This is a genomic window from Streptomyces sp. NPDC000941 (genome assembly GCF_053599555.1).
This window is the reverse complement of the sequence record NZ_JBSFMM010000002.1, coordinates 114,496-140,676: the sequence shown is the minus strand read 5'-3', so window position 1 is coordinate 140,676 and position 26,181 is coordinate 114,496. Positions and strand designations below refer to the sequence as shown.

Here is a 26,181-nt window from a genome sequence, read left to right as displayed (position 1 = left end):
CGAAGCTCCTGTCCGCGCTGCGGCACCTGTGGCAGAGTTGGGCAGGGCTGTGCTCCGGGGGCCCGCGGAGCCGACTCCGACCAGGGCCTTCGTCGGGGTGAGGGGGATGTGTGGCACGGGTGATCGACGGCCGTTTCGAGTTGCTGGGGCGGCTCGGCGGTGGCGGCATGGGACTGGTGTGGAGAGCGCATGACCTGGCGCTGCACCGTGAGGTCGCGCTCAAGGAGGTCCGCCCGCCCGACCCGGGACTCGCCGAGTACGACCCCGAGGCCGCCCGCGCGCTGCGCGCCCGTGTCCTGCGGGAGGCCAGGGCGCTCGCGCGTATCGGCCACCCCAACGTGGTGACCATCCATCACATCGTGGACGGCGACGAACACACGTACCCGTGGCTCGTCATGGAACTGATCGCCGGTGGTTCGCTGCAGGGCTGGCTCGACCGCGGTCTCCTCTCCCCCGCCGAGGCGGCCCGGCTCGGGCGGGGGATGCTGGCCGGGCTGGAGGCGGCACACGCCGCGGGCATCCAGCACCGGGACATCAAGCCCGCCAACATCCTGCTGCGGCCCGACGGCAGCCCGGTCCTCACCGACTTCGGCATCGCGGCCGTCCAAGGATCCACCGCCCTCACGGCCGCAGGCTCCGTCATCGGCACACCCGACTACATGGCGCCCGAGCGCGTGTCAGGCGAGGACGGCGGGCCGGAGGCCGACCTGTGGTCGCTGGCCATGACGCTCTACGTCACCGTCGAGGGGCGCAACCCGATGCGCCGCGGCAATACGCTCGCCACGCTCGCGGCCGTCCTCGGTGAGGACGTGCCGCCGCCGGAGCGTGCCGGAGCGCTGACCCCCGTACTGATGTCCGTACTGGTACGCGACCCGCAGGAGCGACCGGACGCCCGTACGCTGGACCGGTTGCTGACCGAGGCGGAGGCGGCTGCCGAGGCGGAGGCGGCGGCCGGGCCAGCGCCGGCGGCCGAATCCGCGCCGACGACCGGGCCGGCGCCGGCGGCCGGGTCCACGGCGGCCAAGGCTCCCGCCGACGGTCCCACCTCCTACCCGCTCGCCCCGCCCCACACGGCCGCACCGCAGCCGGCGCGGCCCGTGCCGCAGCAAGGCGAGCCGCCCGCGTATGTCGCCCCGCCGCCCCCGCCGATGCCGCAGGCACCACCGGTGCACCCGCCGGCGCCGCCGCCGGTGGCCCGGTCACGGCGCGGCTGGGTGTACGGGTCGGCCCTCGGTGCAGTCGTACTCGCGGGCGCCCTCCTCTGGGCGCTGCTGCCCTTGGGCGACGGCTCCGACGGCGACAACACCTCCCAGAAGCCCGACACTTCCGGCACCCCCGGCAAGGCGTCGACCGACACCCCGAGCGGCGGCGCGAGCAACGGACCGAGCGGCGGCAAGAAAATCACCATCGGCGTCAAGTTCGACCAGCCCGGCCTGGGTTTCAAGACGCCGGGCGGCCGCTACACGGGCTTCGACGTGGACGTGGCCACGTACATCGCCAAAGCGCTCGGCCACGATCCCGCCGACATCGAGTGGAAGCAGACCCTCAGCAGCGACCGCGAGGCCATGCTGGAGCGCGGAGACGTCGACTTCGTCGTCGCCTCGTACGCCATGACCGACGCGCGGGAAAAGAGGATCGACTTCGCGGGCCCCTATCTGGAGGCCCACCAGGACGTCCTGATCAGCAGGGACAACACATCCGTCGGCACGGCCCAGGACCTCAACGGCCGGAAGGTCTGCGCGGTCACGGGGTCCGTCTCCGCGCTCAACGTCCGAACGAAGTTCGCACCGCAGGCGCAGGTCCGCGAACGCGCCACCTACGCGCTCTGCCTCTCCGATCTGACGGACGGAGCCGTGGATGCCATCACCGGCGATGACGCCATTCTCGCCGGCTACGCCGCCGCGCAACCGAACGGATTCAAGCTGGGCGGCCTCGCGATGACCGAGGAGCGCTACGGCATCGGCATCCCCAAGGGCAGCCCGCTCAAGGACAAAATCCAGCGGGCTTTGGACAAGATGACGGATGACGGGTCCTGGAACAGGGCGCTGAGCAAGAACCTCCCCCTCCTGCAGACGGACGCGCCGACCCGGTGATGGCGAGCGCAGGCTGAATCCTTTCGCGCGGCCCCCGCCTCTTATACCTGCACCGACAAACGTCGGGCCAGGATGTGGAGGTTGTCGTGATCGTTGGTATCGGTACAGCCGTTGGTGTGGTGCTGCTCTGCACCTGCATGTTCGTCATGAAGCGCAAGCGAGGTGGGCGTGGCTGACTCGGCTTGGCCCAGCGAGCAGCTGGTCGTCGCCGCGCAGCGCGGTGATGTCGACTCGATCGCCGCGCTGGTGTCGGGGGCACACCCGAATGTGCAGCGCTTCGCCCACTCCCTGTGCGCGACCCCGGAGGACGCCGAGGACGCGGCGCAGGAAGCCTTGATCATCCTGTATCGCAAGATCGGGATGCTACGAGCCTCCGGCGCGCTGGCGTCGTGGATGTTCCGCATCGTCCGCAACGAGTGTCTACGGCGCGCACGGACGATGATGCGGGGCCACCCGCCGTTGCCGGACACTGCCGTGGACTCCGCCGAGGACGAGGCGCTGCGGCGCCTGGACACGAGCAGGGTGGCGGCGGCGGTCGCCGCGCTGCCACCCGATCAGCGCCGGGTGCTGATCATGCGAGACGTGCAGGGCCACAGCGGACGGTCGGTGGCCGATGCGCTGGGCCTCAGTACTGCGGCGATGAAATCGCGTCTGCACCGAGCCCGCGCGGCCGTTCGGCACACGCTCCGTGCCGCCACATCCGACTCACCTCCCGGAGGGAAACCATGACCGGAACGAAGGCCGACGATCCCGGCTTCACAAGCGCCTCCCTGCCCCGCCACCTGGTGCGCGGCGCGGTGGGTTTCGGCGCGCTGATCGGCTCGGTCGCGCTCATACCGGCCGTCGGCCCGGTCAGCCTGGTGCTGCTGCCGGCCGGTCTGTTCGCGTTGCGCGGGTGTCCGATGTGCTGGGCAGTCGGGCTGATGCAGACCTTTTCCCGAGGCCGCCTGGAGCGCTCCTGCGAGGACGGCCAGTGCACACTGACCGTCACGGACCGCGGGAAGCGCCACAGCGAATCGGTCGCCGCCCCCTAGCCAGTCGGCCCTCGCCCAACGGCCCTCGCCAACCGGCTTGTCGTACGCGCCAATTATCCTGCCGGGATGTCTGACGATCGTTTGATGCTGAGCAGTGTGGCACCCGGCGGCCCGGTCGACGGCCTTGCCGTCGTCGATGTGGACGGGGAGCCATTGGTGGTGTGCACCGGCTTCTACAAGGTGTGGACGTGGGCTCCGCTGCGGGACGAATGGCTGGAGCGGCCATTGACGTCCGCTTTCGCCGCCGAGCACCCGGATGCCGAGAACGATATCGACTCGGTTGCCGTGGCCGTTTCCGCCGGGCGCGTGGTGCTGGCCGCCGGCGGCGATGAGCAGGGAGTGTCCATCTGGGACCTGTTCAGCGGCGAGTTGCTGCGCGGGAACACCCACAACGGGCCCTATGTCGCGTCCGTCGCCACGGTGAAGAACGAGGGACCACCGCTGTTCGTGGCAAGTAGTGGGATCCACTGGGACGGAGTTCAGCTGTGGGGACTCGGCGAGGAGCCGCCGATCGAGCTGGAGGCCGGCTCCGTCTGGGGTCTCGCCACCGCACGGATCGACGGCCGCTCGCTGGTCGCCGGGGGCGGGGAAGAGGGGGTGACGGTATGGGATGCCGCGAATGGTGAGGAGGTCGCGTCGTGCTACGTGGACGGCGAGCAGCGGTCATACGCTGTCGGTTTTTCCGAGGTCGACGGCCGTCCTGTCGTCGTGGCGGGCACGGACGCGGGGAAGGTGTACGTGTTCGACCTGGCCGCGGGCGAGGACGACGACCCGATCCACGAACCGGCCACCGGCCATGAGGGCGGGATCAACGCCTTGGACATCGCCATGGTCGGCAACCGGCCGGTCGCGGTGACCGGTGGCGAGGACGGGACGGTACGGATCTGGGATCTCGCCGGCGGTCGCCCCGTCGGGCCGCCGCTGACCGGCCACGATGCGCGCGTCGAGGCGGTGGCGGTCACCACGCTGCGGGATCGCCCGGTCGCCCTGACCGCCGGCCGGGACGGCACCGTACGCGTCTGGGACCTGACTCTCTGACGCTCCTCGCCGGGTCGAGCCGATGGCCGCCTACCCGCCGAGGTCGGCAGCGGCCTCGGTGTCGGGGCCCGAGCACACGGGTCCGGCGGTCATCCGGCGGCTCGCCTCGCCGAGGCCGTCGGCGAGGGCCCGTACCTGGTCGGGGGTGAGCACGTCGATGAGCAGTTCCCTGACCAGGGCGACGTGGCCCGGCGCTGCCCGTTCCAGCAGGGCCATGCCGTCGTCGGTGAGTACGGCGTAGACCGCACGCTCATCACTCGGACAGGACCGCCGGCGCACCAGCCCGGCCTTCTCCAGCTGCCCGATCTGATAGGTCAGCCCGCTCTTGGAGTTCACCAGGGCGCAGGCCAGCTCGGCCATCCGCAGCTCCCGGTCCGGGGCGTCGCTGAGCCGGGCGAGGATTTCGTACTGCAGCCCGGACAGGCCGAAATCCCGCTTGAGCCGCTGCTCAAGCCGCCGGTAGAGCAGCGCGTGGGTGTTGGTGAACGCCGTCCAGGCGCGCATCTCGTCCTCATTCAGCCATCGAGTATGACCCATGTCACCACTCCCCCTGTTGTTCAAATTGGAACAGCAGCACATCTTCAGTGTCGCGTTCAAATTTAAACCACTCAGGCGCCACCGGAGACACCATGACCACCAGCACCCCCGCCGCGCCGGGACCAGCCTCGCCTCCCTGCACGGCGGCTCGCCTCGCGGTGCGGTGCGGCGGATACGGCGGGCGGACGGGCCGGGCGGACCGGGTAGGCGGGGTGGCCCCATCGAGGTGACGGACCGGTGGGGCAGGACAGCCGGCTACCCCGCGGTCGTCGCCACATGCCAGTCATGGCTGCTGTCCGCCCGGATCGACACCGACGAGTCGCTGTTCAGCCTGTGGACGGCGATCGAGCGGACGCACTACATGCAGTCGTCCAAGACGTTCGTCGTGGTCGACCGGCCCTTCTGGAAGGACATCGACCCGGACACCGGGCAGCATGTGCTCAGCGCCACGCTCACGGACCGGCTGACGCGTGGCACCTATCTGCTGGACGACGGCCCCGACAAGCCGGCGCTGATCTGTCTGTCGTACACCTGGAACGACGATGCGCTGAAGTGGCTGCCGCTCGATGTCGACGAGCGCGTACGGCTGATGCTGCACTCCCTCAAGCAGATCTATCCGAACGTCGACATCGCCTCGCACATCATCGGCGACCCCGTCACCATCTCCTGGGAGGACGACCCGGACTTCATGGGCGCCTTCAGCGACAACCTGCCCGGCCACTACCGCTACCAGGAACGCCTCTACACCCACTTCATGCAGGACCGCTTCGACCCCGCCCACCGCGGCATCTTCCTGGCGGGCGACGATGTGTCCTGGACCGGCGGCTGGGCCGAGGGAGCGGTCACGACCGGGCTCAACGCGGTGTGGGGCGTCATGACCCAGCTGGGCGGCAAGACCAGCGCGGCGAACCCCGGTCCGGGCGACCGCTTCGACGAGCTGAAGCCGGTCAGGCTGTCGTAGCCGCCGCACACTGAACGGCGGAGCCGCCCGCCATCCGTGACCATCCGTGAAACCTCATAGGTCACACACGTCACAGGCATCGGCGTTTCGGCCAAGCCCGACCGCACCGGAACCCGTACGCCACTGCGACCAGGCGTTCGACGCCCCCGAAATTCCGGGCTCCGCGCTTCGTCCAAAATCGAGCGCGTTCGATTCGCCCCTTCGCTCGTTGAGCCTGGCACCGCCGGACCATCCAGGTGCGGTGCCGACCTTCGAGGAGGACGCAGGTGACCGTGACCAACACCTCGGCCGCAAGCTCCGCCACACCGCCCCCTCCACCGCCCGCCACCATCAGCTTCGAGGGGAAACACGGCAAGAACCCGCTGGAAGAGGCCAGTTTCACAAAGATGTGCGCACGGCTCCCCTCCGTGCTCTCGCACACCGCGCGCATCGCCTGGACCGTCGACCGACCCGCCCTCGTACTCCTCCTCGCCTGCCAGATCCTCACCGGTGCCGCGGCCGCCTTCACCCTTGGGTTCACCGCGAAGGCCATGACGCACATCCTCGGCACCGGCGCGGTCTCCGAACGTCTGCACGCCGCCCTGCCCGCCCTCGTCGTCGTGGCGGCGGCCTCCGCTGTCGGCCGAATCGGCGGTGCCCTGTCCTCGTACGCCGACGGCCGGATCACCCCTCGTCTGATGACCGAGGCGGATGTCGCCCTCGTCTCCGCCGTGTGCCGGGTCGAGGCCTCGGCGTACTCGGAGCCGGGGTTCGCCGACCGCCAGGAGGCCGCCGAGATCGGCGTCACCCGCACCAGGCTGATGATCCAGGACGGCCAGCGCTTCATGGCCGCCCTGGTCCGTATCGTCGCCGCCGGCGGCGTCATCACCGTCCTCCACTGGCTCATGCTGCCCCTGCTCCTCCTCGCCGTGCTCCCCGCCGGCCTGGGCGCCGTCCTGTCCGCCCGCGTCGACTACGAAACCCACTACGCCAACGTCGGCGACCGCAACGTACGCGGCATGATGCGCTGGTGGGCCACCTACCCCCGCCACAGCGACGAGGTGCGCGCCAACGGCATGACCGGCTATCTCGTCTTCTGGTACCGCGCCTTGTCCGAGCGCATCGACCAGCGCACCGTGACCGCCGCACCCCGCACCCTCCGTATCGTCCTGGCGACCTCCGCCCTCGGCGGCCTGTTCCTCCTGGGCACCTGGGGCGCGCTCGCCTGGCTGGCCACCACCGGCCGGGTGGCCCTGCCCGTCGCGGCCACCGCGGTCGTCGCCGTCCAGACCGCGCTCGCCGCGCTCTCCCAGCTCGTCATCCACGGCGCCGCGATGTTCCACACCTCGCTCTACCTCGCCGACATGCGGTCGTTCCTCGACATGGCGGCCGACCGCGCCCCCAGGCGCGGGGAGCTGACCATCCCGGACCATGTGGCGGAGATCCGTCTCGACGAGGTCGTCTACCAGTACCCCGGCAAGGACGAACCCGCCGTCGACGGTGTCTCCCTCACCCTACGCCGCGGCGAGATCCTGGCGATCGTGGGTGAGAACGGCTCGGGCAAGTCCACGCTGACCAAGCTCATCACCGGAATTCTCCTCCCGGACAAGGGCCGTGTCCTGTGGGACGGAACGGATCTGGCCCAGGCCCAGCCCGACGCGGTGTGGGCGCGGACATCGCTCGTGCCCCAGAACTTCGCCTGCTGGCCCCTGCGTACCCGCGAGAACATCACCCTCGGCCAGCCCAAGACCTTCGACGACGCCCCCGTGTGGGCGGCCGTCGACGCCGTCGGCATGCGCGGGGCGATCGAGAAACTGCCCAAGCAGCTGGACACCCTGCTCGCCCGCGAACTCTACGGCGGCGCCGAGCTGTCCGGCGGGCAGTGGCAGCGGCTCGCCTGCGGCCGGGCCCTGTACCGCCAAACCCCGCTGCTGATCCTGGACGAACCGACATCGCAGATGGATCCGCGTGGCGAGCATCAGATCTTTCTGGAAGTCAAACGCATCGCCGCTGAGCGCATGACCATCGTGGTGACGCATCAGCTCGAGAACACCCGGCTCGCGGACAGGATCGTCGTCATGCAGAACGGCCGGATCATCGAGCAGGGCCGGTACGACGATCTCGTGGCCGCCGACGGCCTCTTCGCCGAGCTCGTCGCCCTGGCCAAGGACCGGTAGACCGATGCGCCGCGCCGGGAGAACTCGTACGGATGCCCTGATCATCCGCTGGAAACGGATCACTCCTGTGGGTGACCACATTATGACGATTCAGGCGATACGGTCTTGCGGGAAGATCCGGACCAGCTGCCGGACCCCGCGGCCCGCCGCCGTTCCCTCGTCGTCACACGGGCCCGACCGGAGCCCGGCACTACGTCAAGGGGGCCTCGTTGCTGCCTGAGGCATCACCATGCGCTCCGAACAGCGTCGCTCTCGATCAGCGGGGCACGGCCGTCGCGCAGGCGCAAGCCGATGCGGCCAGAGTGACATTCCTCCGGGAGACGACCAGCCGTATCGGCACCACCCTGGACCTCGGCCACATGGCCCGCGTACTGGTCACCTCGGCCGTACCGCGGTTCGCCGACTTCGCCTCCGTCCATCTGCACGACCACGTAACCGCCCAGGACGACGCCTCCGTTCCGCAGCAGCCGCCGGGCTCCGTCGTGATGCACCGCGTGGCGAGCGCGCACACCGACGACCCCGGCGCGGAAGAACTCCACGCGGAGCGGACCTTCGTCTACCAGGCCGACACGGCCATGGCCCGGTTTCTCGCGCTCGTCGAACCCATCCTCATCCCCCGGGTCGACCAGGACACCCTGCACCAGCTGCCGCAGGAGCTCGACAGCCCGGCCGCCCGGTCGGTGCTCTCCGGCTCGTCCGTCATGCTGGTGCCGCTGACCGTACGGGGCCTGGTCCTCGGCTTCATGGTGTTCGGGCGGAAACCGGAGCGGCTCGCCTTCAGCCCGGTGGACCTGGCCGCCTGCCAGGAGATGGCCGAGCAGGCGGCCCTGTCCCTGGACAACGCCCGCCTCTACAGCCATGAGGCCAGAACGTCCGCCGTGCTGCAGCGCAGCCTTCTGCCCACGCGGCCACCCCGTCTGCCCAGCGTGGAGATCGCCTACCGCTACCACCCGTGCAGCCGCACCACACAGGTCGGTGGCGACTGGCTGGACGTGATCCCGCTGCCCCGCCACCGGGTCGGCCTCGTCATCGGCGATGTGGCGGGCCACGGACTGCACGCCGCCGTGGCGATGGGCCAACTGCGCACCGCCGTCAGGACCCTCGCCACCATGGACCTTCCGCCCGCGCAGCTGTTGGCCCACCTCGATCAGCTGGCGCAACACCTCGGCCACGTCCCCCTGACCACCTGTCTGTACGCCATCTACGACCCCATCGCGGGCCGAGCCGCCTTCGCCAGCGCCGGCCATCTGCCGCCCGTCCTGCTGCGCCCCGACGGCACGGACGAACTTCTCGAGATTCCCGTCGGCGCGCCGATCGGTGTGGGGAGCACCGCCTTCGACACGCTGGACGTGGCCATCGACTCCGGCAGTCTTCTCGTCCTCTACACCGACGGCCTGGTGGAGGCGCGCGGACACGACATCGAGGAGGGGCTCCTCGCCGTGCGCTGCGGCCTCACCGCGACCCACCCGTCGCTGGACGAGGCGTGCGAGTCCCTGCTCCGGCAGCAGCACCCCATCGGCGAGCACGACGACATCGCCGTCCTCATGGCCCGCCTGCACAGCATCCCCGACGACAAGATGGCCACCTGGCGCTTTCCGCCGCAGCCCCAACAGGTGAGCGTCGCCCGGCGCCGGGTGCGCGACACCCTCACCGCATGGGGTCTGGGCCCGCTCTGTGACACCACCGAACTCCTCGCCGGCGAACTGCTCACCAACGCCATCCGCCACACCAGCCATCCGGTCGGCCTGCGGCTGGTCCACACCGACACACTCCTGTGTGAAGTCACCGGCGACCAGCAGATCACGCCCATGCTCCCGCACACCCCCGGCACTCAAGCGTCCCACTGCGCCATCACCCTGCTCCAGAAGCTCGCCACGCGATGGGGCTGCTCCGACACCGCCACCGGCAGAACCGTCTGGTTCGAAAGCAACCTGCCCGCCCCGGCGTCCCGCGCGACCGCGCGCCGGCTCTGACGCCCGAGCCCGACGCCGCTACGGAACGGGCGGCGTCAGGCTCGGGCGGAGGGGGCGGGTTCGATGACGGCCTTGATGAACCCATCGGGCCTGCGGACCGCGTCCCGGAACGCGGCGGGAATCTCGTGCAGCGGGTAGCGATGTGTCAGGAGGTCCGAGGGATCCAGCTGGCCCGAGTCGACCACCGCGATCGCGGTGCGCATGCCGCCGAGGATCGTGGGGAGATCGCGGAAGTGGGCATTGGCGATCCGGAACGCCCGCTCGTTCCAGTGCGCGAGGTCGACCGTCCGGGGCTCCCCTTGGTGGTATCCGACGATCGCGATCGTGCCACTGGTGCGGGTGACCTGGCCCGCGAGGGTGAGGGCGTCCTGGGCGCCGGTGGCCTCGTACGTCACGTCCGCGCCACCGGCCTCGGTGTCCGCCGCGACGACAGCGGCGAGCGATTCGGTGCGCAGATCCACCACCCGTGTCGCGCCCCGCTCGGCGCAGCGGGCCAGGGCGGTGGGACGGCGGCCCGCCACGATGACCGATCGCGCGCCCTTGAGAACCGAGAGACGTTGGATGAGCAGGGCCATGAAGCCGGTTCCGATGATCACCACATCGGCCCCCACCCTCGGAGCGGCGAGTTCGACGGCGTTGACGCAGCACGACAGCGGCTCCGCCACGGCCGGAAAGACGCGGCCGGGGCGGACAGGTAGGGCGTGACGCGTCTCGATGACCATGAATTCGGTGAATCCGCCGCCGGGCACCCACGCCACCACGTGATCGCCGACGCTCAGCGGACCTCCCTCGTCGCCCGGCGCGATCTCCTCGACCACACCGGCGACTTCATGACCTATCTCGACCGGATAGCGGCCTGATCTGCCGAGCCACTGATCGGCCTCCGACGCACACAGACCGCACTGGGTGACCCGGATCAGGGCCTGGCCGGTACGGACCGGCTCAAGCCGTCTGCGAATGAGATCGACCCGGCCGGGACCGGTCAACAGGGCCTGGGTGGTTGAGGTGGTCGGCGCCTTCACGGGACGACCTGCCGCTCCCGTGCACGTACGGGCGCCACCGAGCAGGTGACCGGGGCCAGACCGGCGATGATCACCGCCGCGACCGCCAGCAGACCGAGGGCGGTCGGCAGCCCGACGAGGGTCGACAGACCGCCGATGATCGGGGAGACCAGCAGCCAGCCGAGGTTTCCGGCGAAGCCGACATGGCCCATCACCCGGGCCGAGTCGGGCAGCGCCCCCGCGGCGGTGAACGCGCCGGGGAAGACCGCGCTGATCCCGGCACCCGCGACGACGAGCGCCGCCAAGGTGACCCCGGGCCGTCCGAGCAGCAGGGCGACGGTCAGCGCGGCCGCACAGCACAGGGTGCCGATCCGAATGAGGCGTACCCACCCGAGGCGATCGACCAGCCAGTCGTTGAACAGCCGGGTGACGACCGATCCCGCCGAGAAGGCCGCGTACCCGGCCGCGGCCATCGCGGCGTCCGCCCCCACATGGCGCAGATACACACCGCTCCACGACGCGGGGGCGTCCTCCACCAGAGCGGCGAGGAAGGTCATCAGCGCGAGCAGCGGCACGGTCAGCCGCCCCTTCGGACCCTGGCCGACCGGTTCCGCCGAGCCGTCCGCCGCCGTGGCCTGGTCGCTCGGCGGTGTGCGCGTCGCATCTTCCACATCCGGCTGGAGCCCGCAGGCCGCCACCGCAGACACGACGGCGAGCAGGACGGCCATGGACACGAACTGCGCCGTCAGCGGCATGTTGAGGGATGCCGTGGCGACTCCGGCCAGGCCGCCCGCGACGGCGCCGATGCTGCGGATGGCGTGCATGGAGTTGAGCACCGCGCGTCCGTACCGCTGCTGCACGGAGACCGCCTGGGCGTTCATCGCCACCGACGTACATCCGTCGGCGGCGCCGAGCAGCAGCAGCACGGCCATCAGCGACCACGCGGTATGCGCGGTCGGGACGACGCCGAGCGGCAGGCACAGCACCACGGGGGCCAGCGCGCTCACCGTACGGCTGCCGAGGCGCCGCACCAGCAGCCCGCCCGCCTGGCTGCCGGCCAGCGCGCCGAGCCCCGGGCCCGCCAGCACCAGACCCAACACGCCTGCGGACAGCGCGAGTTCATCCTGTACGGCGGGTACTCGGGCGGCCCAGGAGGCGAAGATCGCACCATGGACGAAGAAGATCGCCGACACCGCTGTCCGTGCCCGCCGCAGCGGCGTGGGCATGCGGCCGCCTCCCTCACGCACCGGACCGCTCCGTTTCCCGCCTCGGCTCCGGCACCGCCCGTCCTCGGGGGACGGTGTGCCGCAGATGATCGGCGAGGCGGAGCGTCAGCGCGACTCCCGGCAGCACCGGGCCGGCCGAGTCGAGTGCGGGGAAGAGCGCCGGGCCGGCGGCATACAGGTTCTGTGTGGCGTGGATCCGCCCGTCGGCGTCGGTGTGCGCATCGCGGGGATCATCACCCATGCGCAGGGTGCCCATCTCATGGTGGCCGCAGCCAAGGGGTTCTCGCCGCTCCGTCGGTTCCAGCAGGGCCACAGGCCGACGGCCGGCGACAGATACGAACCGCCCCGAGCGCAACACCTCGACGGGGCCGTCACCGACCAGAGTTCGCACGGCGGCATCGGCCGAGCGATCCATGGCATCCCAGGTCCGCCGATCCGCCGGCCCGGGCGACAGCCGTACATACGCCAGCTGGGCGCCGTACCGATCCCGTTCGTCGAGCAGACTCACCTCGCCGGTGCCGTCCGCTGCCATCTCCCCCACACTGGCGAGGGTGACGACGAGATGCCGCGGCGGGATACGGAGCATCCGATCCAACGCCTCCACGTCGTATCTGGGCGTTTCAGTGTAGAGCCGCCGGGCGGCCTCCTCGGGCAACGACCCGACTGCGTACGCGGTGATCTGGTGGTGGAAGCGCGTATCGGGCCCCGACGGGCGCCGACACCCGCCACGCATATGCAGCGCGGCGGCGCCCCACTCCCGCCCGGGCCCCGGGCGGGGGTCGAAGGGGAAGGGAATGCGCACCGTGAGGTTGGATCGCAGATGGGTGGTCAGGTGGTGCGCGCGGTGTGCGGTGTGCGGCAGGCCGTCGGCGCCGAGTACGAGCCGGGCGTTCTCGATGGTGCCCACCGCGAGAACGACCCGGGCGCGATCGGGCACCCGCAGCCTCCCTCGGCTGGTGTCGATCGCCGTGATCCTGCCACCACTCGCCTGGAGCCCGACGACATGGCAGTCGGTGAGCAGTTCCAGGTCGCCGGTGCCGTCGCCGAGCCGTTCGGTCAGCAGCGGCGCCGAACTGAACCGCACCAGCCGCGGCGATCCCCCGTCCGCGTCCTCGACGGCGTCGATCGCCAGGGGCATGTTCAGCCGTGACACACAGCTGTACCGGTGGCTGCCACCGACGTCAGGTGCGTACGGCGGAGCGGGGAGTTCGTTCGGCCGGACCAGTCCCGGCAGATGGTTCCCGGCCAGCGCGCCGAGCAGCCGCCCCCGCAGTCGGCGGTTGAGCTCGCCGTCGAAGTGCGGTGCGGTGCGCGGGAGGCCCAGCAGGTTCGCCGCAGCGGGCAGGTAGCGGTCGGTGAGTTCGGCCCTCACGCGGGCCGGCCAGCGGTCCCTGATGCCGTCCTGGTCGAGCACCGGCCATACGCAGTAGGCGCCCCAGAACAACGACCGTCCGCCGACCCCGTAGGCAAGGCCGTGGTACGGCAGAGGGGAACGCCACGGCACTCGCCATCGGCCGTTCCCCGCGGGCGGGGCATCGGCCACCGCGTCGGGCGGGGACGGCGGCGGCACGGTCTCCGTGGCCAACGGGGCGTTCTGCACATGCTCGGTCCGCTCCAGCCGACCGGACTCCAGCAGCAGCGTGGGCACGCTGCCACCACCCCGGCCGAGCTGCCAGGCGAGAACCGAGCCGAATGTGCCTGCCCCGATGATGATGACTTCTGGTTCCTGACGCGGTGCCAGCCGGGCGCCGGGCGCGCTCACCGACTGACCGCCGTGGGGGCGCCGCACAGGTCGAGATAGAGCGACGCGTGGTCGCGGAACTCGCGTTCCGCGAGATAGCGCGGCGCACAGTGGTCATGTGCGGCCCGTCCCAGTCTGTCGCGCAGCGCCTCGTCGCCGAGCAGCCGCCCGACCTGTCGGCCGAACGCCGCGAGATCGGTGGGGTCGTCCACCAGAAGGCCGGTCACACCGTGTGTCACCTGGGCGCGGATGCCTCCGACCGCGCTCGCCACCAGCGGGCGCCCCTTCCACATCGCCTCGGCCACCGCCAGCCCGAACCCTTCTTCCAGACTCTTTTGGACGACGACCGTCGCGTAGCGCTGCAACGCGTTGACGATCAGGGCATTGGCCCGTAGTTCGGCGGTGTCGTCGGCGAGCCCCAGGCCGACGAGGTGAACACGTCGGCGTACATCGGCCGGGAGCGCCGCGCGGTCCCGCAGGACCGCGTCGAACACGGCCATGTTCTCCGGGTCGTCCGCGACATCGGCCGGGTCGGGACCGGCCAGGATCAAATGCGCGCGGGTGGCGGGATCGATGTGGCGGATGAAGGAGGTCAGGGTGCCCGCCATGTCCTTCAGCGGGTCCCACCTGGCCAGTTGCAGTACGGTCGGAGCGCCGGGCGGCACCGGCTCGTCCTGCCACACCGTGACGCGTCGGCCCGCGTATGCCGCTACCTCTTCGCCCAGGTTGGTGGGGCCGGGCGAGCCGAGCAGCCCGACGGTTGCCAGCACGCCGCGCACCTCCGCCTCCCCCATGGGCCGGCACTTGTCCGACACGTCGTCGATGGCCGGTGCGATGATCGCCACCCGCTGCGGGTCGAGGCCCGGCGGAACGTAGTCCGGCAGGGAGAAGACGCAGCGCAGCGGCTCCTTCAGGAAGGGCCTCAGGAACGTCCAGGCGACGGTCACCTCAGGGCCCGGGAACGAGGTGCCGATATGGCTCCGCCAGGCCACCCGCATGCCCGCTCGCCGCAGCGCCGGCGCCATCCCGAGAGTCTGCGGATCATGCAGCAGTACGAGGTCGCCGGGGGTCATCTGGGTAAGCGCCCGGGCGGCGGCCTCCCCTGTCGTGCGCTCGTACGCCGCGAACTCACCCTCGCCCATCGGCCGTCCATGGCCGGGGCTGCCGTGGAAGAGGTGATGCAACTGCTTGGTGATGCCGAAGAACTCCTGGTCCCCGTTCATGACCAGCCAGCGGGCGCGCATCCCCGCCTCCGCGTGCCGGGACATCGCGGAGCGCAGCAGCTCGGCGACCCCGCCACCGACCGCGGTGGTGTTGATGTGCCAGATGGTGCGGCCGTCGAGGGCGTCCAGCGCCGCCCCGACAACCCCGCCCTGGGTGGCCCGTGTGTCTCGTGGAGTCGGCACCTCCACGGTGGTGATCTCAGCCATCGATACACACCGCCGATCCGGCGAAGTCGAGGTCCACGGCGACGGCCCCGCGCCGATAGCGCCAGTGGCCGTCCTCGGCGGGCAGTGGTCTGTACGATCCGGTGAGCCGCTTCTTGAGCGCGATGAGCCTGCGGGTCTCGTTCAGCACCGAGTCGGGGTCCGTCATCTGATCGGCGACGTTGCGCTCCGTGTCACCGAGCGGCAGCCAGGGCTCCCCGGTGGTGAATCCGCCCAGGTGTCCCCGTTGCCACGGCATGGGCGTACGGCTGGCGTCGCGCGGCCACGGCGCCGAGTCACGCAGCCGTGCGACCGGGACGACGGTGTCCTCCATCCCGATCTCATCGCCCTGGAACAGCACACATGCGCCCGGCAGGGTCAGCAGCATCGCCAGGGCGAGGCGGGTCTTACGGTCGTCGCCGTCACACCATCTGGTGGGAAAACGCGACAGATCGTGGTTCGAGGCGAGCCACACGGGAGTGTCGCCGGGGCCCAGTGTCTCCAGCCAGGTCTCCGCACACGAGCGCAGGGCGTCGGCGTCGAAGTCCGAGAAGATGAGCTGGAAGTACTGCGGCAGTTGCAGCTCGTCGCCCTTGCCGTAGTAGGCCACCAGGTCGGCCGGTTCTGGCACCCAGGTGGCTCCCATCAGCAGCCGCGGCGGGTCATATCGGTCGGCTACCGCCCGCCATCGCCGTAGGACATCGTGGACTTCGGGCTGATGGGCGCTGTGGACGGGCCGCTGTCCGCGGTTGAGGTCCCACATGTGGTCGCCTTTGCGCGCGACAGGATTGTCGCGCAGCTGACGGTCCTTCAATATCACGTAGCAGGCGTCTATCCGGAAGCCTGCGACACCCTTGTCGAACCAGAAGGCGAGAATGTCATCAAACTGGGCCCGCACATCGTCGTTCCACCAATTCAGATCGGGCTGCTGCGGCAGATAGCTGTGCAGGTAGTAGGAGCCTTCGGCCTCGTCGTACGACCACGCCGGGATATGAAGTGAACTGACCCAGTTGTTGGGGCGATCGGCCCAGACATAGTAGGAGCGCCTGGTGCGCGGGGATGTGAACCATGGGTGGTCGATGCTGGTGTGGTTGGGCACCAGGTCGAGCAGCACCCGGATGCCTCGGCTTTCGGCCTCCGCGATGAGCCGGTCGAAATCCTCCATGGTGCCGAGCGATGGCTCGATGGCCCGGTAGTGGGTGACGTCGTAACCGTGGTCATGGTTGGAAGAAGCGGTCACGGGGGTGCACCAGACGGCGTCCACTCCGAGCCAGGAAAGGTAGTCCAGACGAGACACGATGCCGGGAATGTCGCCCACGCCATCGCCGTCGGAGTCCGCGAATGAGCGTACGTACAACTGGTAGATCACCGCGTTCTGCCACCATTCCGGATCCCCCAACGTTCGACCTCCCAGGTGTGTGTCATGCTCCTGTCACTTACGGGCTACCCCAGGACACACACCCGCCGAACACCGGTTTCGGCCAGATCTTCGGAGTCAGGACGTGGTGAAATGGGCGCGGATGGCGGCGGCGCCGGATTCGGTGAGCCAGTCGGTGAGGGTGCGCAGTCCGGGGTGAATGACGCGTAGTGCCTCGATATCGGCGTGCCAGCGGTGACCGGCCTCCCAGCGCTTTTTGGTCTCGGCGATTTCCGGGCCGAGCGCGGCGGCCTCGCCGTCGGTGAGCTGTTCGTACCGGATCGGAGCGCCGGTGGCCTCGGCGATCGCGGCAGCGGCCTCGACCGGCGTCGGCTCGTCGCCGGCCAGTTCCAGGGTGCGGCCGGCGAATCGGGCCGGGTCCGCGAACGCGAGGGCGGCGAACTCGGCGATGTCCTCCAGCGCGATGATCTGCATGGGCTCGTGCGGCGGGAAAAGGTGCCGGTGTACGCCGTGGGAAATGCCGTCGATACCGATCCTCCCGACGCCGAGATAGTTGGTCATAAACCGGACGGGGCGCAATACGGTGGGCAGTGCGATGTGGTCGCGCAGATACTCCTCGATCATCGTTTTCCCCTCAGAACCCCGCGAAGCAGCCGATGCCGAGGCAACGGTGCTGAACACGATCTGCTCGATCCCCGCAGCGGCCGCGGCGTCGATCAGCCGCCTGCCGCGGGCCGCTTCGAGCTCCGTTTCGGGACCGGTCGGTCCGTAGGACACGGGCGGTATGCCGAACACGGCGGAGGCGCCGTCGAGCGCGGGCCGCAGACTGGCCGGGTCGTCGAAGTCACCGCGCATGAGTTGGGCGCCCGCGGCGGCCAAGTCGGCAGCGGCGGGCGCGGTCAGGTCGCGCACCAGGGCTCGTACCGGCCACCCTCCGGCCAGCAACCTCCGGGCGGTGGCGCCGCCCTGTTTACCGGTGGCGCCGGTGACGAGGATCGGGGCGTCGGGGTTGGCCGGTGTCGTGGTGGTCATGGTGGCCTTTCCGGAGAAGGTGGAGGATGCTGAACGTCATCCGGGATGCTCCACCCGTTTCGACCCCGCGGACAAGGATTTCGTGACATGACAGCAGCACCGGACACAACAGCGGCGCCGGGTGCGGCAACCGCCGGGCGCGCGGATGCCCGCCGCAACCGAGCGCTCGTACTGAGCACGGCGATGCGCGTATTCGCCGAGGAGGGGCTGGAAGTGTCACTCGGCCGGATCGCGCAGCGCGCCGGGGTCGGCGCCGGGACCGTCTACCGGCACTTCCCGACCAAGGAGATCCTGATCGAGGCGGTACTCGCCGAACACGTCGAGGGTTTGGTGGCCGCCGCCGACCGGTGGTCCGCCCGCGCCGCGCCCGGTGACGCGCTGTTCGGGTTTCTGCTCGAAGTGGCCGAGAAGTCGATGGGCCGCCGCCACTTCTGTGATGCGCTCACCGCCGACCAGAGCTGGCCGCGCGCCGTGCTGGCCGCCGCGGGACAGCGGTTCCACCAGGCGCTTGAGCACCTGCTGCGCGACGCGAAACAGGCCGGTGCGATACGCCCCGACGTACGGGCCGACGATCTGTCGGCGTTGGCCATGGGCGGTGTCGCAGTGCGTTCGGCACACCGGGACCCGGCACGCGGCACCTGGCTGGTGCGGATACTGCTCGACGGATTGCGTACCCACCCCGTCACGAAAGCCGACCCCTTCCGTGACCCGTCCGCCCTCCCCCGTCACGAAACCAGCGCCCTGAAGTACTGCGTGGAATGCGGTGCGACGCTGCGTGTCCACGCCACCGGACGGCCGGCCCGCTACTGCGGCCCGACCTGCCGCCAGCGCGCCCACCGGCGCCGTCCCGCCGTTTGACCCCGCCATCACTCTGTGAGTTTCTGTGAGTTGCCGCCGGGCCGGCCGCCGTGACCTGGCGGTTTCCGCCGGACGGGCCTCCCGGTTCCCATGGCGCACCCAGACTCGTGCACATCCGGCCCAGAAGAGCGGATCACTGTGAGGTGGTGCGCGCGGCGACCGCGCGCACCACGCACACCATCGGCTCTGGAGTCATGATGATCGAAGTCTGCGGACTCACCAAGCGCTACGGGGAGGTCCTGGCCGTGGACGGCCTGACGTTCGCCGTCCGCCCAGGGGAAGTGACCGGGTTCCTCGGTCCCAACGGTGCCGGGAAGTCGACCACACTGCGGATGATCCTGGGTCTGGACGCCGCCAGTTCGGGGACCGCCACGGTCGGCGGGCGCCCGTATTCCGCGCAGCCGGCACCGCTGAAGGCCGTCGGTGCGCTGTTGGACGCGGGCGCGGTGCTGCCCAGCCGTACGGCCTACCATCATCTACTGGCGCTGGCGGCCGGCAACGGGATTCCGCGTAGCCGGGTTGCGGCGGTGCTGGCGGAGGTCGGGCTCGAGAGCGTGGCTCGCCGCCGAGATCGGTGCGCTGGCCGCGGTCGGCGGAGTGGAGTTGCACGAGCTGACGCCCCGGCAGCCGTCGCTGGAGCGGGCCTTCATGGATCTGACCCGCGATGCCCTCGAGTATCACGCGGAGAACGCAGAAAACTCAGAGAACTCAGCGATGGAGACGAGCCGATGAGCGGGAGTGTCGCGGACACCTGGACGGCCGTAGGGGACGAGTTGACGCCGGAGGCGCCGCGCGGGCGCCGGAAGCCTCCGGCACCGGCCGGCCGGGCGACGTTCCCGCACTGCCTGCGCGCCGAGTGGATCAAGATCCGTACCATGCGGTCGACCGGCTTCGTCATCCTCGGCACCCTGGCGTTCTGTGTGGGCCTGGCCTCCCTCAACGGCACATCCGCCGGGGGCGACTACGCGAGCATGACGGCCGCCGACCGGGCCGCCTTCGACCCGCTGGCCACCAGCCTGCGCGGTTATCTGGTGGCGCAGATCGCCCTCGGCCTGCTGGGCGGTCTGGTGATCACCTCCGAGTACGGTGCCCGCACGATCGTCAGCACGCTGACCGCCGTACCGCACCGGGCCCGGGTGCTGGCCGCCAAGGCCGCGGTCCTGATCGTGGTCGCGCTGCCGGTCGGGCTGCTGGTGTCGCTCAGCGGCTTTCTCGTCGGGCAGGCGGCGCTGGCGGGTGCGCACGCCCCGCACCTCGGTCTGTCCGATCCTCAGGCGCTGCGCGGGATTTGGGGCGGTGGGCTCTATCTCACACTCGCCGCCCTGTTCGGGCTCGCGATCGGCACGGTGATCCGTAGTACGACGGCGACGGTGACGACCCTGTTCGGCACCATGCTGATCGTGCAGGCGTTCGCGCCGGCCCTGCCCGGTGCGGTCGACGACTGGGTGGAGAAGTACTGGCCGTCCATCGCGGGCGGACAGATCATCACCGGCTACCGTGATCCGGCGCTGCTGGCTCCCTGGTCCGGGCTCGGCGTCATGGCGGGGTGTGTCGCGGCCCTGCTGACGGTGGCGTTCATCGTCTTCCGCAAGCGCGACGCATAGCGGGCCGGGAGAATGAACCAGCGGAACGATCGGGTGGGGACGGGACGGATGACGGCTTCGGAACGGCTACTGGTGGTGGAGGACGAGCCGACGGTGCGCGAACTGCTGTCCGCGAGCCTGCGGCTGGCCGGATTCGCCGTGGCGCCGGTCGCGACCGGCACGCAGGCGCTGGCCTCGGTGCGCGAGCAGCGTCCCGACTTGATCGTGCTGGATGTGATGCTGCCCGACTTCGACGGCTTCGAGGTCGTCCGCAGGCTGCGCGGGCAGCATCCCACCGCGGCGGCGGGGCATCCGCCGGTGCTGTTCCTCACCGCCCGCGATGCGCCCGAGGACCGGATCAGCGGGCTCAGGGCGGGCGGTGACGACTATGTCACCAAGCCCTTCAACCTGGACGAGCTGGTTCTGCGCATCCGGGCCATTCTGCGCCGCACCAGTGGCCGACAGGCCGACGGGCGGTTGATCGTCGGCCGTCTGGAGCTGGACCCCGACAGCCATCAGGTGACCCGGGACGGGCGCCCCGTGCAGCTCTCCCCGACCGAGTTCAGCCTGCTGCGCGTGCTGATGGAGAACGCCGGGCAGGTGCTGTCGAAGTCCCAGCTCCTGGAGCTGGTCTGGCAGTACGACTTCGGAGGCGACGACAGCATCGTCGCCTCCTACATCAGCTATCTGCGGCGCAAAGTGGACCTGGACGAGCCGAAGATGATCCATACGGTGCGCGGCACCGGCTATGTGCTCCGCAGGCCCCGGCAGTGAACAAGAGCCCCCTGCGCGACAGCCGCTTCTCACTGCGCGGTCGGTTCTCGCTGCGCGGCCGCTTCTCGCTGCGCGGCCGGCTGCTGGCGATCTCCCTGCTGCTGCTCGTGGTCGCCCTGCTCGGCAGCAACGCCCTGGTCGTCGCCCTGCTCCAGCGGGACCTGGTGCATCAGCTGGACGACCGGCTCCGCGCCGCCGCCACGGTCACCGCGCGCCTGGCCGATCCGTCCGGCGCGGCGGGCGACCAGGCACCGCAGCTGCGCTCCACCGTGGAGCAGCACCTGACCGGTGATGTCTATCTCGCCGATCTCGGCTCGAACGGCCGCGTGCGGCGGGTCATCCGGCCGGCCGCGCACAGCGCTCCCGAGCTGCCCCCGCTCGGCGCCGCGGCCGTCCGCGAACGCGACCTCCGCCCCTTCGAAGCCCCGGCCGTCGACGGCGACGAATCCTGGCGGGTGATCGCCGTACCGCTCGACCCGACGGAGGGAGCGCCCACGGGGCCGAAGGCGCGGGCCGCCGACGCCCACAGCATCGTCGTCGCAAGCTCGCTCGCCGAGGTCGACTCGACGATCACGCAGCTCGGCGCCCGGATGTTGGTGATCGACTCCCTGGTGCTCGCTCTGCTCGCCGTGGTCGGGTGGTTCGCCGTGCGCGGCGGGCTGCGTCCGCTGCGCCGTATCGAGACCACCGCGGCGGCCATCGCGGACGGCGACCTGTCCAGCCGGGTCCCCGAGCTGGCCGCCTCCCGTACCGAACTCGGCCGGCTGGCCACGGCGCTCAACGGGATGCTGGACCGGATCGAGGCGAGTGACGCCGCGCGAGCCGCCGCCGCCGAGCTCATGCGCCGCTTTATCGCGGACGCCAGCCATGAGCTGCGTACCCCCCTCTTCGGCATCAAGGGGTTCACCGAGCTGTACCGGATGGGCGGCATGCCCGAGCGCACCGATGTCGACGCCGCGATGAACCGCATCGAACGGGAAGCGGCTCGGCTGGTCCGGCTGGTCGAAGACCTGCTGCTGCTCGCCCGCCTCGATGAGCACGCCGCCGCCGCGGACCTCCCGCTCCGGCCCACCCCCATGGATCTGCGCACCCTGGCCGCCGACGCCCTGCACGACCTCCGCGCGCTCGATCCGCTCCGCCCCGTCACCCTCACCGGCCCCGGCGGCGGCCCGCCGGGGGGCGCGCCGGTGCTCGGCGACGAGGCGAGACTGCGGCAGGTGACCACCAACCTCGTCGGCAACGCGGTGGCCCACACGCCACCCGGCACCCCGGTCCGGATCGGTGTCGGCGCCGAGGACGGCCTGGCGGTTCTGGAGCTGCGGGACGAGGGTCCGGGAATGTCCCAGGAGCAGGCCGCCCGTGTCTTCGACCGCTTCTACCGCGCGGACGGCGCCCGCGGCCGCACCGAGAGCGGAGGCGCGGGTCTCGGTCTCGCGATCGTCGACTCCCTGGTGACGGCCCACCACGGCCGGGTGGAGGTCCACACGGCCCCGGGCGAGGGCGCCACCTTCCGCGTACTCCTTCCCCTGCACGGCTGAGCGCCCGAGGCAGCGGCCCGCAGTACGAGTCACCGCCGCCGGGCGAACCGGCCGACGGCGGCCTATCCGAACACTCCGGCAACGTTTGGCGGCGCGCCGGAGTCCAGCCGGAGCTCCCGGCCCTGCCAGCGCTTTCTCAGCCACCGGTCGTGACTGGCCACGACGATCGCGCCGGGTCCGGACCCCAGGGCGTCCTCCAACTCGTCGCACAGCCGCGGCGAGAGGTGGTTGGTGGGCTCGTCGAGCAGCAGCAGCGCGGGCGGGCGCGCGACCAGCAGCGCCAGCGCGAGGCGGCGCCGCTGACCGACCGACAGCTGGCCGACCGCCTTGTCCAGGTCGGCCGTGTGCATCAGGCCCAATGAGTCCAGCGGGACGGCCTGCGCCCGTTCGGCGCCGAGGAAGAGTTCGTAGGATTCCCGGACCGTACGCTCCGGCCGGTCGAATACGGTGTCCTGGGCCAGCAGCCCCACCGTCAGCCCGCGCCGCCGCCGTACCTCGCCCTGTACGGCGAGCCGCCCGGCGAGCACGCCCAACAGCGTGGACTTCCCCGCTCCGTTGCCGCCCGTGACGAGCAGCCGGTCCGTCGCCACCACATCGAGACGCCCGACGGCCAAGCGGCCCGGGACCCGCGCGTCGCGCAGCGCCACCAAGGTGCCGTCCGCCGACTCCTTCGCGAGCGCGGTGTGCTGGAACCGCAGGGGCGGTGGCGGCGCGCCGACCTGTGTGCGCTCCAGTTCCTCCAGTCTGCGGGTGGCGTTGCGCACCCGGCGTGAGATCTGGTGCTGCACCCGGCCGGCGCGGTGGCCGTAGCCCATCTTCTCGTTGTCCCTGCGCCCGCGGTTCGGGGCGAAGGTGTGGGCGGTGACACCGGCCGTGTGCCGCAGCGCCTCGAGTTCCTGCTGCTCCTCGGCGTGGCGCCGCTCCCAGCGTTCCCGCTCGGCGTGCTTCTCCGACAGGTAGGCGCTGTAGTTGCCGCCGTAGCGGACCGGGCCGGCCACGGCCGGGTCGAGGTCGATCAGGTCGGTGCAGACGGCGTCGAGAAAGGCACGGTCATGGCCGGCCAGCAGCACAACGCCGGGCAGACCGCGTACCTGCTCCTCCAGGAAGGTGGCGGCGCCGTCGTCGAGGTGGTTGGTCGGCTCGTCCAGCAGCAGCGCCGAGGGCCGTCGGACCAGCAGGGCGGCCAGCGCGAGCCGGCCGCGCTGACCGCCGGAGAGCGACCCGAGGGCGCGATCCTGCCCGACCGTACCGAGGCCGACCGCGCCGAGGCCGAGCCCGTCCAGGACGAGCGCGGCCCGCCGGTCGGCGTCCCACGCCTCACGCTCCTCGGCCCGCTCCAGCCGCCCGCCGTACGCCTCCAGCAACGCCGCGTAGCCGGGGGCGTCCTGTGGTGTTCGGGCGAGCTCGTCGGAGAGGCGTTCCAGCGCGACGAGGTCCTCGCGCGTCTCGCGCAGGGCGTCGTCCATGACGTCGGCGATGGTCGCCTCGGCGTCGAACGGCATCTCCTGCTGGAGGAAGCCCAGATCGGCCGGGCGCTCGACCCGCCCGGCATCGGGTTCGTCCACCCCGGCGAGCAGGCGCAGCAAAGTCGACTTGCCGACACCGTTCTCCCCGATCAGCCCGATGCGGTGTCCGGGGGAGGCGACGAGGGAGACGCCGTCGAGCACCCGTCTGCTGCCGAGGGTGCGGACGAGGTCATGGGCGAGCAGGGGTGATTGGGGCATGGTGGTCCGTCCCAGGTGATGGTTGTTCGGCCCGCGGGGTGGCACACCTCGGCGCGGGCCCGGTCGGCGCGGGCCGACCCGCTACCGCTGGGGCGTGCCCGTCTCGGTGAGCTCGCCGTCGGCCAGCCGGAGCCACCGGTCGACGCCGATCTCCGCGAGGAACCGCTCGTCATGGCTGACCACCACGAAAGCCCCCTGGTAGGAGCCGAGGGCGCTCTCCAGCTGCGCCGCGCTCACCAGGTCCAAGTTGTTCGTCGGCTCGTCCAGGAGCAGCAGCTGGGGGGCCGGTTCGGCGCACAGGACACAGGCCAGGGTGGCGCGGAGCAGTTCGCCGCCGGAGAGGACCGCGACCGGCAGATGTGCCCGGGCACCGCGGAAGAGGAAGCGGGCGAGCAGGTTCATCCGCTCGGCCTGTGGCCGCTGAGGGGCGAAGGCCGCGAAGTTCTCCGCGACCGTACGGCTGCGGTCCAGCACGTCCAGCCGCTGCGAGAGATAGGCGATCCGCCCGTCGGCGCGCTTGATCTCGCCGCTGTCCATCGTCAGATCGCCGTTGATCAGCCGGAGCAGTGTGCTCTTGCCCGCTCCGTTGGTCCCGGTGAGCGCGATACGTTCGGGCCCACGGATCGTCAGATCGACGCCCTTGCCGGCGAACACGGGCCGCTCGTCGTGGCGGACCTGCATGGCCTCGCCGAGGAAGAGGTTGCGCCCGGCGGGCACATCGGTGTCCGGCAGGTCCAGGGTGATGCGCTGTTCGTCGCGCAGCGCACGCCCCGCCTCGTCCACCCGGGACTTGGCCTCGCCGACCCGGGACGCGTGCATCTGCCCCGCCCGCCCCGCGGACTCCTGGGCTCCGCGCTTCATGTTGCCGGCGAAGATACGGGGCAGTCCGGCGCTCTTGAGGTTGCGGGCGGCGTTGCCGGCGCGGCGCTCGGCGCGTTCACGGGCCTGCTGCATCTCCCGCTTCTCCCGCTTGAGCTCCTGTTCGGCGTTGCGCAGGTTCTTCTCGGCGACGCCCTGCTCGGCCCGCACCGCCTCCTCGTACGCGGTGAAGTTGCCGCCGTGGAAACGCAGTTCATCGCTGCCGAGTTCGGCGATGCGCTCCATGCGGTCGAGCAGGGCCCGGTCGTGGCTGACGAGCAGCAGACAGCCGTTGAAGTCCTCCAGCACGTCGTAGAGCTTGTGGCGCGCGTCGAGGTCGAGGTTGTTGGTGGGCTCGTCGAGCAGCAGCACATCGGGCCGCTTGAGCAGCTGGGCCGCGAGCCCGAGGGAGACCACCTGACCGCCGCTGAGCGTGCCGAGCCGCCGGTCCAGGGTGAGGTCGGTCAGGCCCAGGCGGTCGAGCTGGGCGCGGGTGCGCTCCTCGATGTCCCAGTCGTCGCCGATGGTCGTGAAGTGTTTCTCGTCGACGTCGCCGGACTCGACGGCGTCGATGGCCCGGATCACCGCGGCCACGCCCAGCACCTCGGCCACCGTGAGTTCGCCGGTGAGGGGGAGGCTCTGGGACAGATAGCCGAGGGTGCCTTGCACCGAGACGGAGCCGGCGCCGGGCCGCAGCTCGCCGGCGATCAGCTTGAGCAGGGTGCTCTTGCCGGAGCCGTTCGGAGCGACCAGCCCCGTACGGCCGGTGCCCACGGTCAGGGACAGGTCCTGGAAGACGGGTGTGTCGTCAGGCCAGGCGAAGGAGACGTTCGAGCAGACGATGGCAGCATCGGACATGGGGTGACCTCGTGCGATGTGAGAGGGGGAGGAAAGAGACCTCTGCCCCGGGCAGACAGGCAGACAGAAAAAGGGAACGACTGCGAGACCACATCAGCGGTGCTCCTGTGCACCAGCCGGTGGCCGCTCACATCCGGGGATCACCCGCAGATGTCGTCGTCACCCACCATGTCGACCGCTCCTCGATACACGAATACGTCCGCACCACCGTAACAGCAGGCTCGCGGCGGTCCGAATGCTTTATCGGATCACCCGGTGCTGGTCCACCGGATGCGCAATCTTCCGCAAGAGCCGCCATAAGCCGCCGCGATAAGGGAGTTGTCCTTACCCTGACGTGGGCCTCGCCTGGTCGGCAGGTCCGTGGGTGACCGGGGGCGGCTGATCGCCACCG

At 70.7% G+C, this 26,181-nt stretch carries 19 protein-coding genes and 2 pseudogenes; 12 read left to right on the top strand and 9 right to left on the bottom strand.

Annotation, left to right across the window (positions count from 1 at the left end):
- The first annotated feature begins 167 nt into the window (after positions 1–167).
- From ACWDSL_RS01430 to ACWDSL_RS01415, 4 genes are all read left to right on the top strand, one after another.
- On the top strand, positions 168–2,093 hold the full coding sequence (locus ACWDSL_RS01430) for a bifunctional serine/threonine-protein kinase/glutamate ABC transporter substrate-binding protein (protein ID WP_450480570.1): 1,926 nt from the start codon (positions 168–170) through the stop codon (positions 2,091–2,093).
- 168 nt (positions 2,094–2,261) lie between these two features.
- A complete protein-coding gene (locus ACWDSL_RS01425; RefSeq protein WP_450480506.1) occupies positions 2,262–2,822 on the top strand; it encodes an RNA polymerase sigma factor in 561 nt (186 codons plus the stop codon).
- Entirely contained in the window at positions 2,819–3,127 is a 309-nt protein-coding gene (locus tag ACWDSL_RS01420) for a hypothetical protein (RefSeq protein WP_450480505.1), read from the top strand. Before ACWDSL_RS01425 ends, ACWDSL_RS01420 begins: the two co-directional genes overlap by 4 nt.
- 66 nt (positions 3,128–3,193) lie before the next feature.
- Positions 3,194–4,165: a WD40 repeat domain-containing protein gene (locus tag ACWDSL_RS01415; RefSeq protein ID WP_450480503.1), complete on the top strand. Its 972-nt coding sequence runs from the start codon at positions 3,194–3,196 to the stop codon at positions 4,163–4,165.
- Between the two features lie 30 nt (positions 4,166–4,195).
- On the opposite strand, the gene ACWDSL_RS01410 is transcribed toward ACWDSL_RS01415, so the two are convergent.
- A complete protein-coding gene (locus ACWDSL_RS01410) occupies positions 4,196–4,702 on the bottom strand; it encodes a MarR family winged helix-turn-helix transcriptional regulator (protein ID WP_450480501.1) in 507 nt (168 codons plus the stop codon).
- A gap of 67 nt (positions 4,703–4,769) precedes the next feature.
- Here ACWDSL_RS01410 and ACWDSL_RS01405 point away from each other — a divergent pair.
- From ACWDSL_RS01405 to ACWDSL_RS01395, 3 genes and pseudogenes are all read left to right on the top strand, one after another.
- Positions 4,770–5,663: pseudogene (locus tag ACWDSL_RS01405) on the top strand (flavin monoamine oxidase family protein); the annotation flags it as partial.
- Positions 5,664–5,929: 266 nt separating this feature from the next.
- Positions 5,930–7,819, top strand: coding sequence for an ATP-binding cassette domain-containing protein (locus tag ACWDSL_RS01400; RefSeq protein ID WP_450480499.1), 1,890 nt, complete (start codon positions 5,930–5,932; stop codon positions 7,817–7,819).
- A gap of 302 nt (positions 7,820–8,121) precedes the next feature.
- Positions 8,122–9,792: an ATP-binding SpoIIE family protein phosphatase gene (locus ACWDSL_RS01395; RefSeq protein ID WP_450480497.1), complete on the top strand. Its 1,671-nt coding sequence runs from the start codon at positions 8,122–8,124 to the stop codon at positions 9,790–9,792.
- Positions 9,793–9,827: 35 nt separating this feature from the next.
- Here ACWDSL_RS01395 and ACWDSL_RS01390 read toward each other — a convergent pair whose 3' ends face one another.
- The 6 genes from ACWDSL_RS01390 to ACWDSL_RS01365 all read right to left on the bottom strand — a co-directional run bounded on the left by ACWDSL_RS01390 (position 9,828) and on the right by ACWDSL_RS01365 (position 17,597).
- Entirely contained in the window at positions 9,828–10,814 is a 987-nt protein-coding gene (locus ACWDSL_RS01390; RefSeq protein WP_450480496.1) for a zinc-binding dehydrogenase, read from the bottom strand.
- Positions 10,811–12,019: an MFS transporter gene (locus tag ACWDSL_RS01385; RefSeq protein ID WP_450480494.1), complete on the bottom strand. Its 1,209-nt coding sequence runs from the start codon at positions 12,017–12,019 to the stop codon at positions 10,811–10,813. The genes ACWDSL_RS01390 and ACWDSL_RS01385 overlap by 4 nt, the downstream gene beginning before the upstream one ends.
- Positions 12,020–12,032: 13 nt before the next feature.
- Positions 12,033–13,781, bottom strand: a complete 1,749-nt coding sequence (locus ACWDSL_RS01380; protein ID WP_450480492.1) for a GMC oxidoreductase — start codon at positions 13,779–13,781, stop codon at positions 12,033–12,035.
- The gene (locus tag ACWDSL_RS01375) at positions 13,778–15,190 is read right to left on the bottom strand and encodes a glycosyltransferase (RefSeq protein ID WP_450480490.1); all 1,413 of its coding nucleotides are present in this window, start codon (positions 15,188–15,190) and stop codon (positions 13,778–13,780) included. The genes ACWDSL_RS01380 and ACWDSL_RS01375 overlap by 4 nt, the downstream gene beginning before the upstream one ends.
- The gene (locus tag ACWDSL_RS01370) at positions 15,183–16,586 is read right to left on the bottom strand and encodes an alpha-amylase family glycosyl hydrolase (protein WP_450480488.1); all 1,404 of its coding nucleotides are present in this window, start codon (positions 16,584–16,586) and stop codon (positions 15,183–15,185) included. The genes ACWDSL_RS01375 and ACWDSL_RS01370 overlap by 8 nt, the downstream gene beginning before the upstream one ends.
- 96 nt (positions 16,587–16,682) lie before the next feature.
- Positions 16,683–17,597: an NmrA family NAD(P)-binding protein gene (locus tag ACWDSL_RS01365; RefSeq protein ID WP_450480486.1), complete on the bottom strand. Its 915-nt coding sequence runs from the start codon at positions 17,595–17,597 to the stop codon at positions 16,683–16,685.
- An 87-nt stretch (positions 17,598–17,684) separates the two neighbouring features.
- On the opposite strand from ACWDSL_RS01365, the gene ACWDSL_RS01360 reads away from it, so the two are divergent.
- From ACWDSL_RS01360 to ACWDSL_RS01340, 5 genes and pseudogenes are all read left to right on the top strand, one after another.
- A complete protein-coding gene (locus tag ACWDSL_RS01360) occupies positions 17,685–18,455 on the top strand; it encodes an SbtR family transcriptional regulator (protein WP_450480484.1) in 771 nt (256 codons plus the stop codon).
- Between the two features lie 194 nt (positions 18,456–18,649).
- Positions 18,650–19,012 (top strand): annotated as a pseudogene (locus tag ACWDSL_RS01355) (ATP-binding cassette domain-containing protein); the annotation flags it as partial.
- Between the two features lie 171 nt (positions 19,013–19,183).
- Positions 19,184–20,059: an ABC transporter permease gene (locus ACWDSL_RS01350; protein WP_450480568.1), complete on the top strand. Its 876-nt coding sequence runs from the start codon at positions 19,184–19,186 to the stop codon at positions 20,057–20,059.
- A gap of 48 nt (positions 20,060–20,107) precedes the next feature.
- A complete protein-coding gene (locus ACWDSL_RS01345) occupies positions 20,108–20,812 on the top strand; it encodes a response regulator transcription factor (RefSeq protein ID WP_450480482.1) in 705 nt (234 codons plus the stop codon).
- Complete coding sequence (locus ACWDSL_RS01340) at positions 20,809–22,350, top strand: ATP-binding protein (RefSeq protein ID WP_450480480.1); 1,542 nt, start codon at positions 20,809–20,811, stop codon at positions 22,348–22,350. The genes ACWDSL_RS01345 and ACWDSL_RS01340 overlap by 4 nt, the downstream gene beginning before the upstream one ends.
- A 62-nt stretch (positions 22,351–22,412) precedes the next feature.
- Here ACWDSL_RS01340 and ACWDSL_RS01335 read toward each other — a convergent pair whose 3' ends face one another.
- A complete protein-coding gene (locus ACWDSL_RS01335) occupies positions 22,413–24,074 on the bottom strand; it encodes an ABC-F family ATP-binding cassette domain-containing protein (RefSeq protein ID WP_450480478.1) in 1,662 nt (553 codons plus the stop codon).
- An 81-nt stretch (positions 24,075–24,155) separates the two neighbouring features.
- Positions 24,156–25,790 carry an ABC-F family ATP-binding cassette domain-containing protein gene (locus tag ACWDSL_RS01330; protein ID WP_450480476.1) on the bottom strand — a complete coding sequence of 545 codons (1,635 nt, stop codon included), beginning with the start codon at positions 25,788–25,790 and terminating at the stop codon, positions 24,156–24,158.
- Positions 25,791–26,181: the final 391 nt, after the last annotated feature.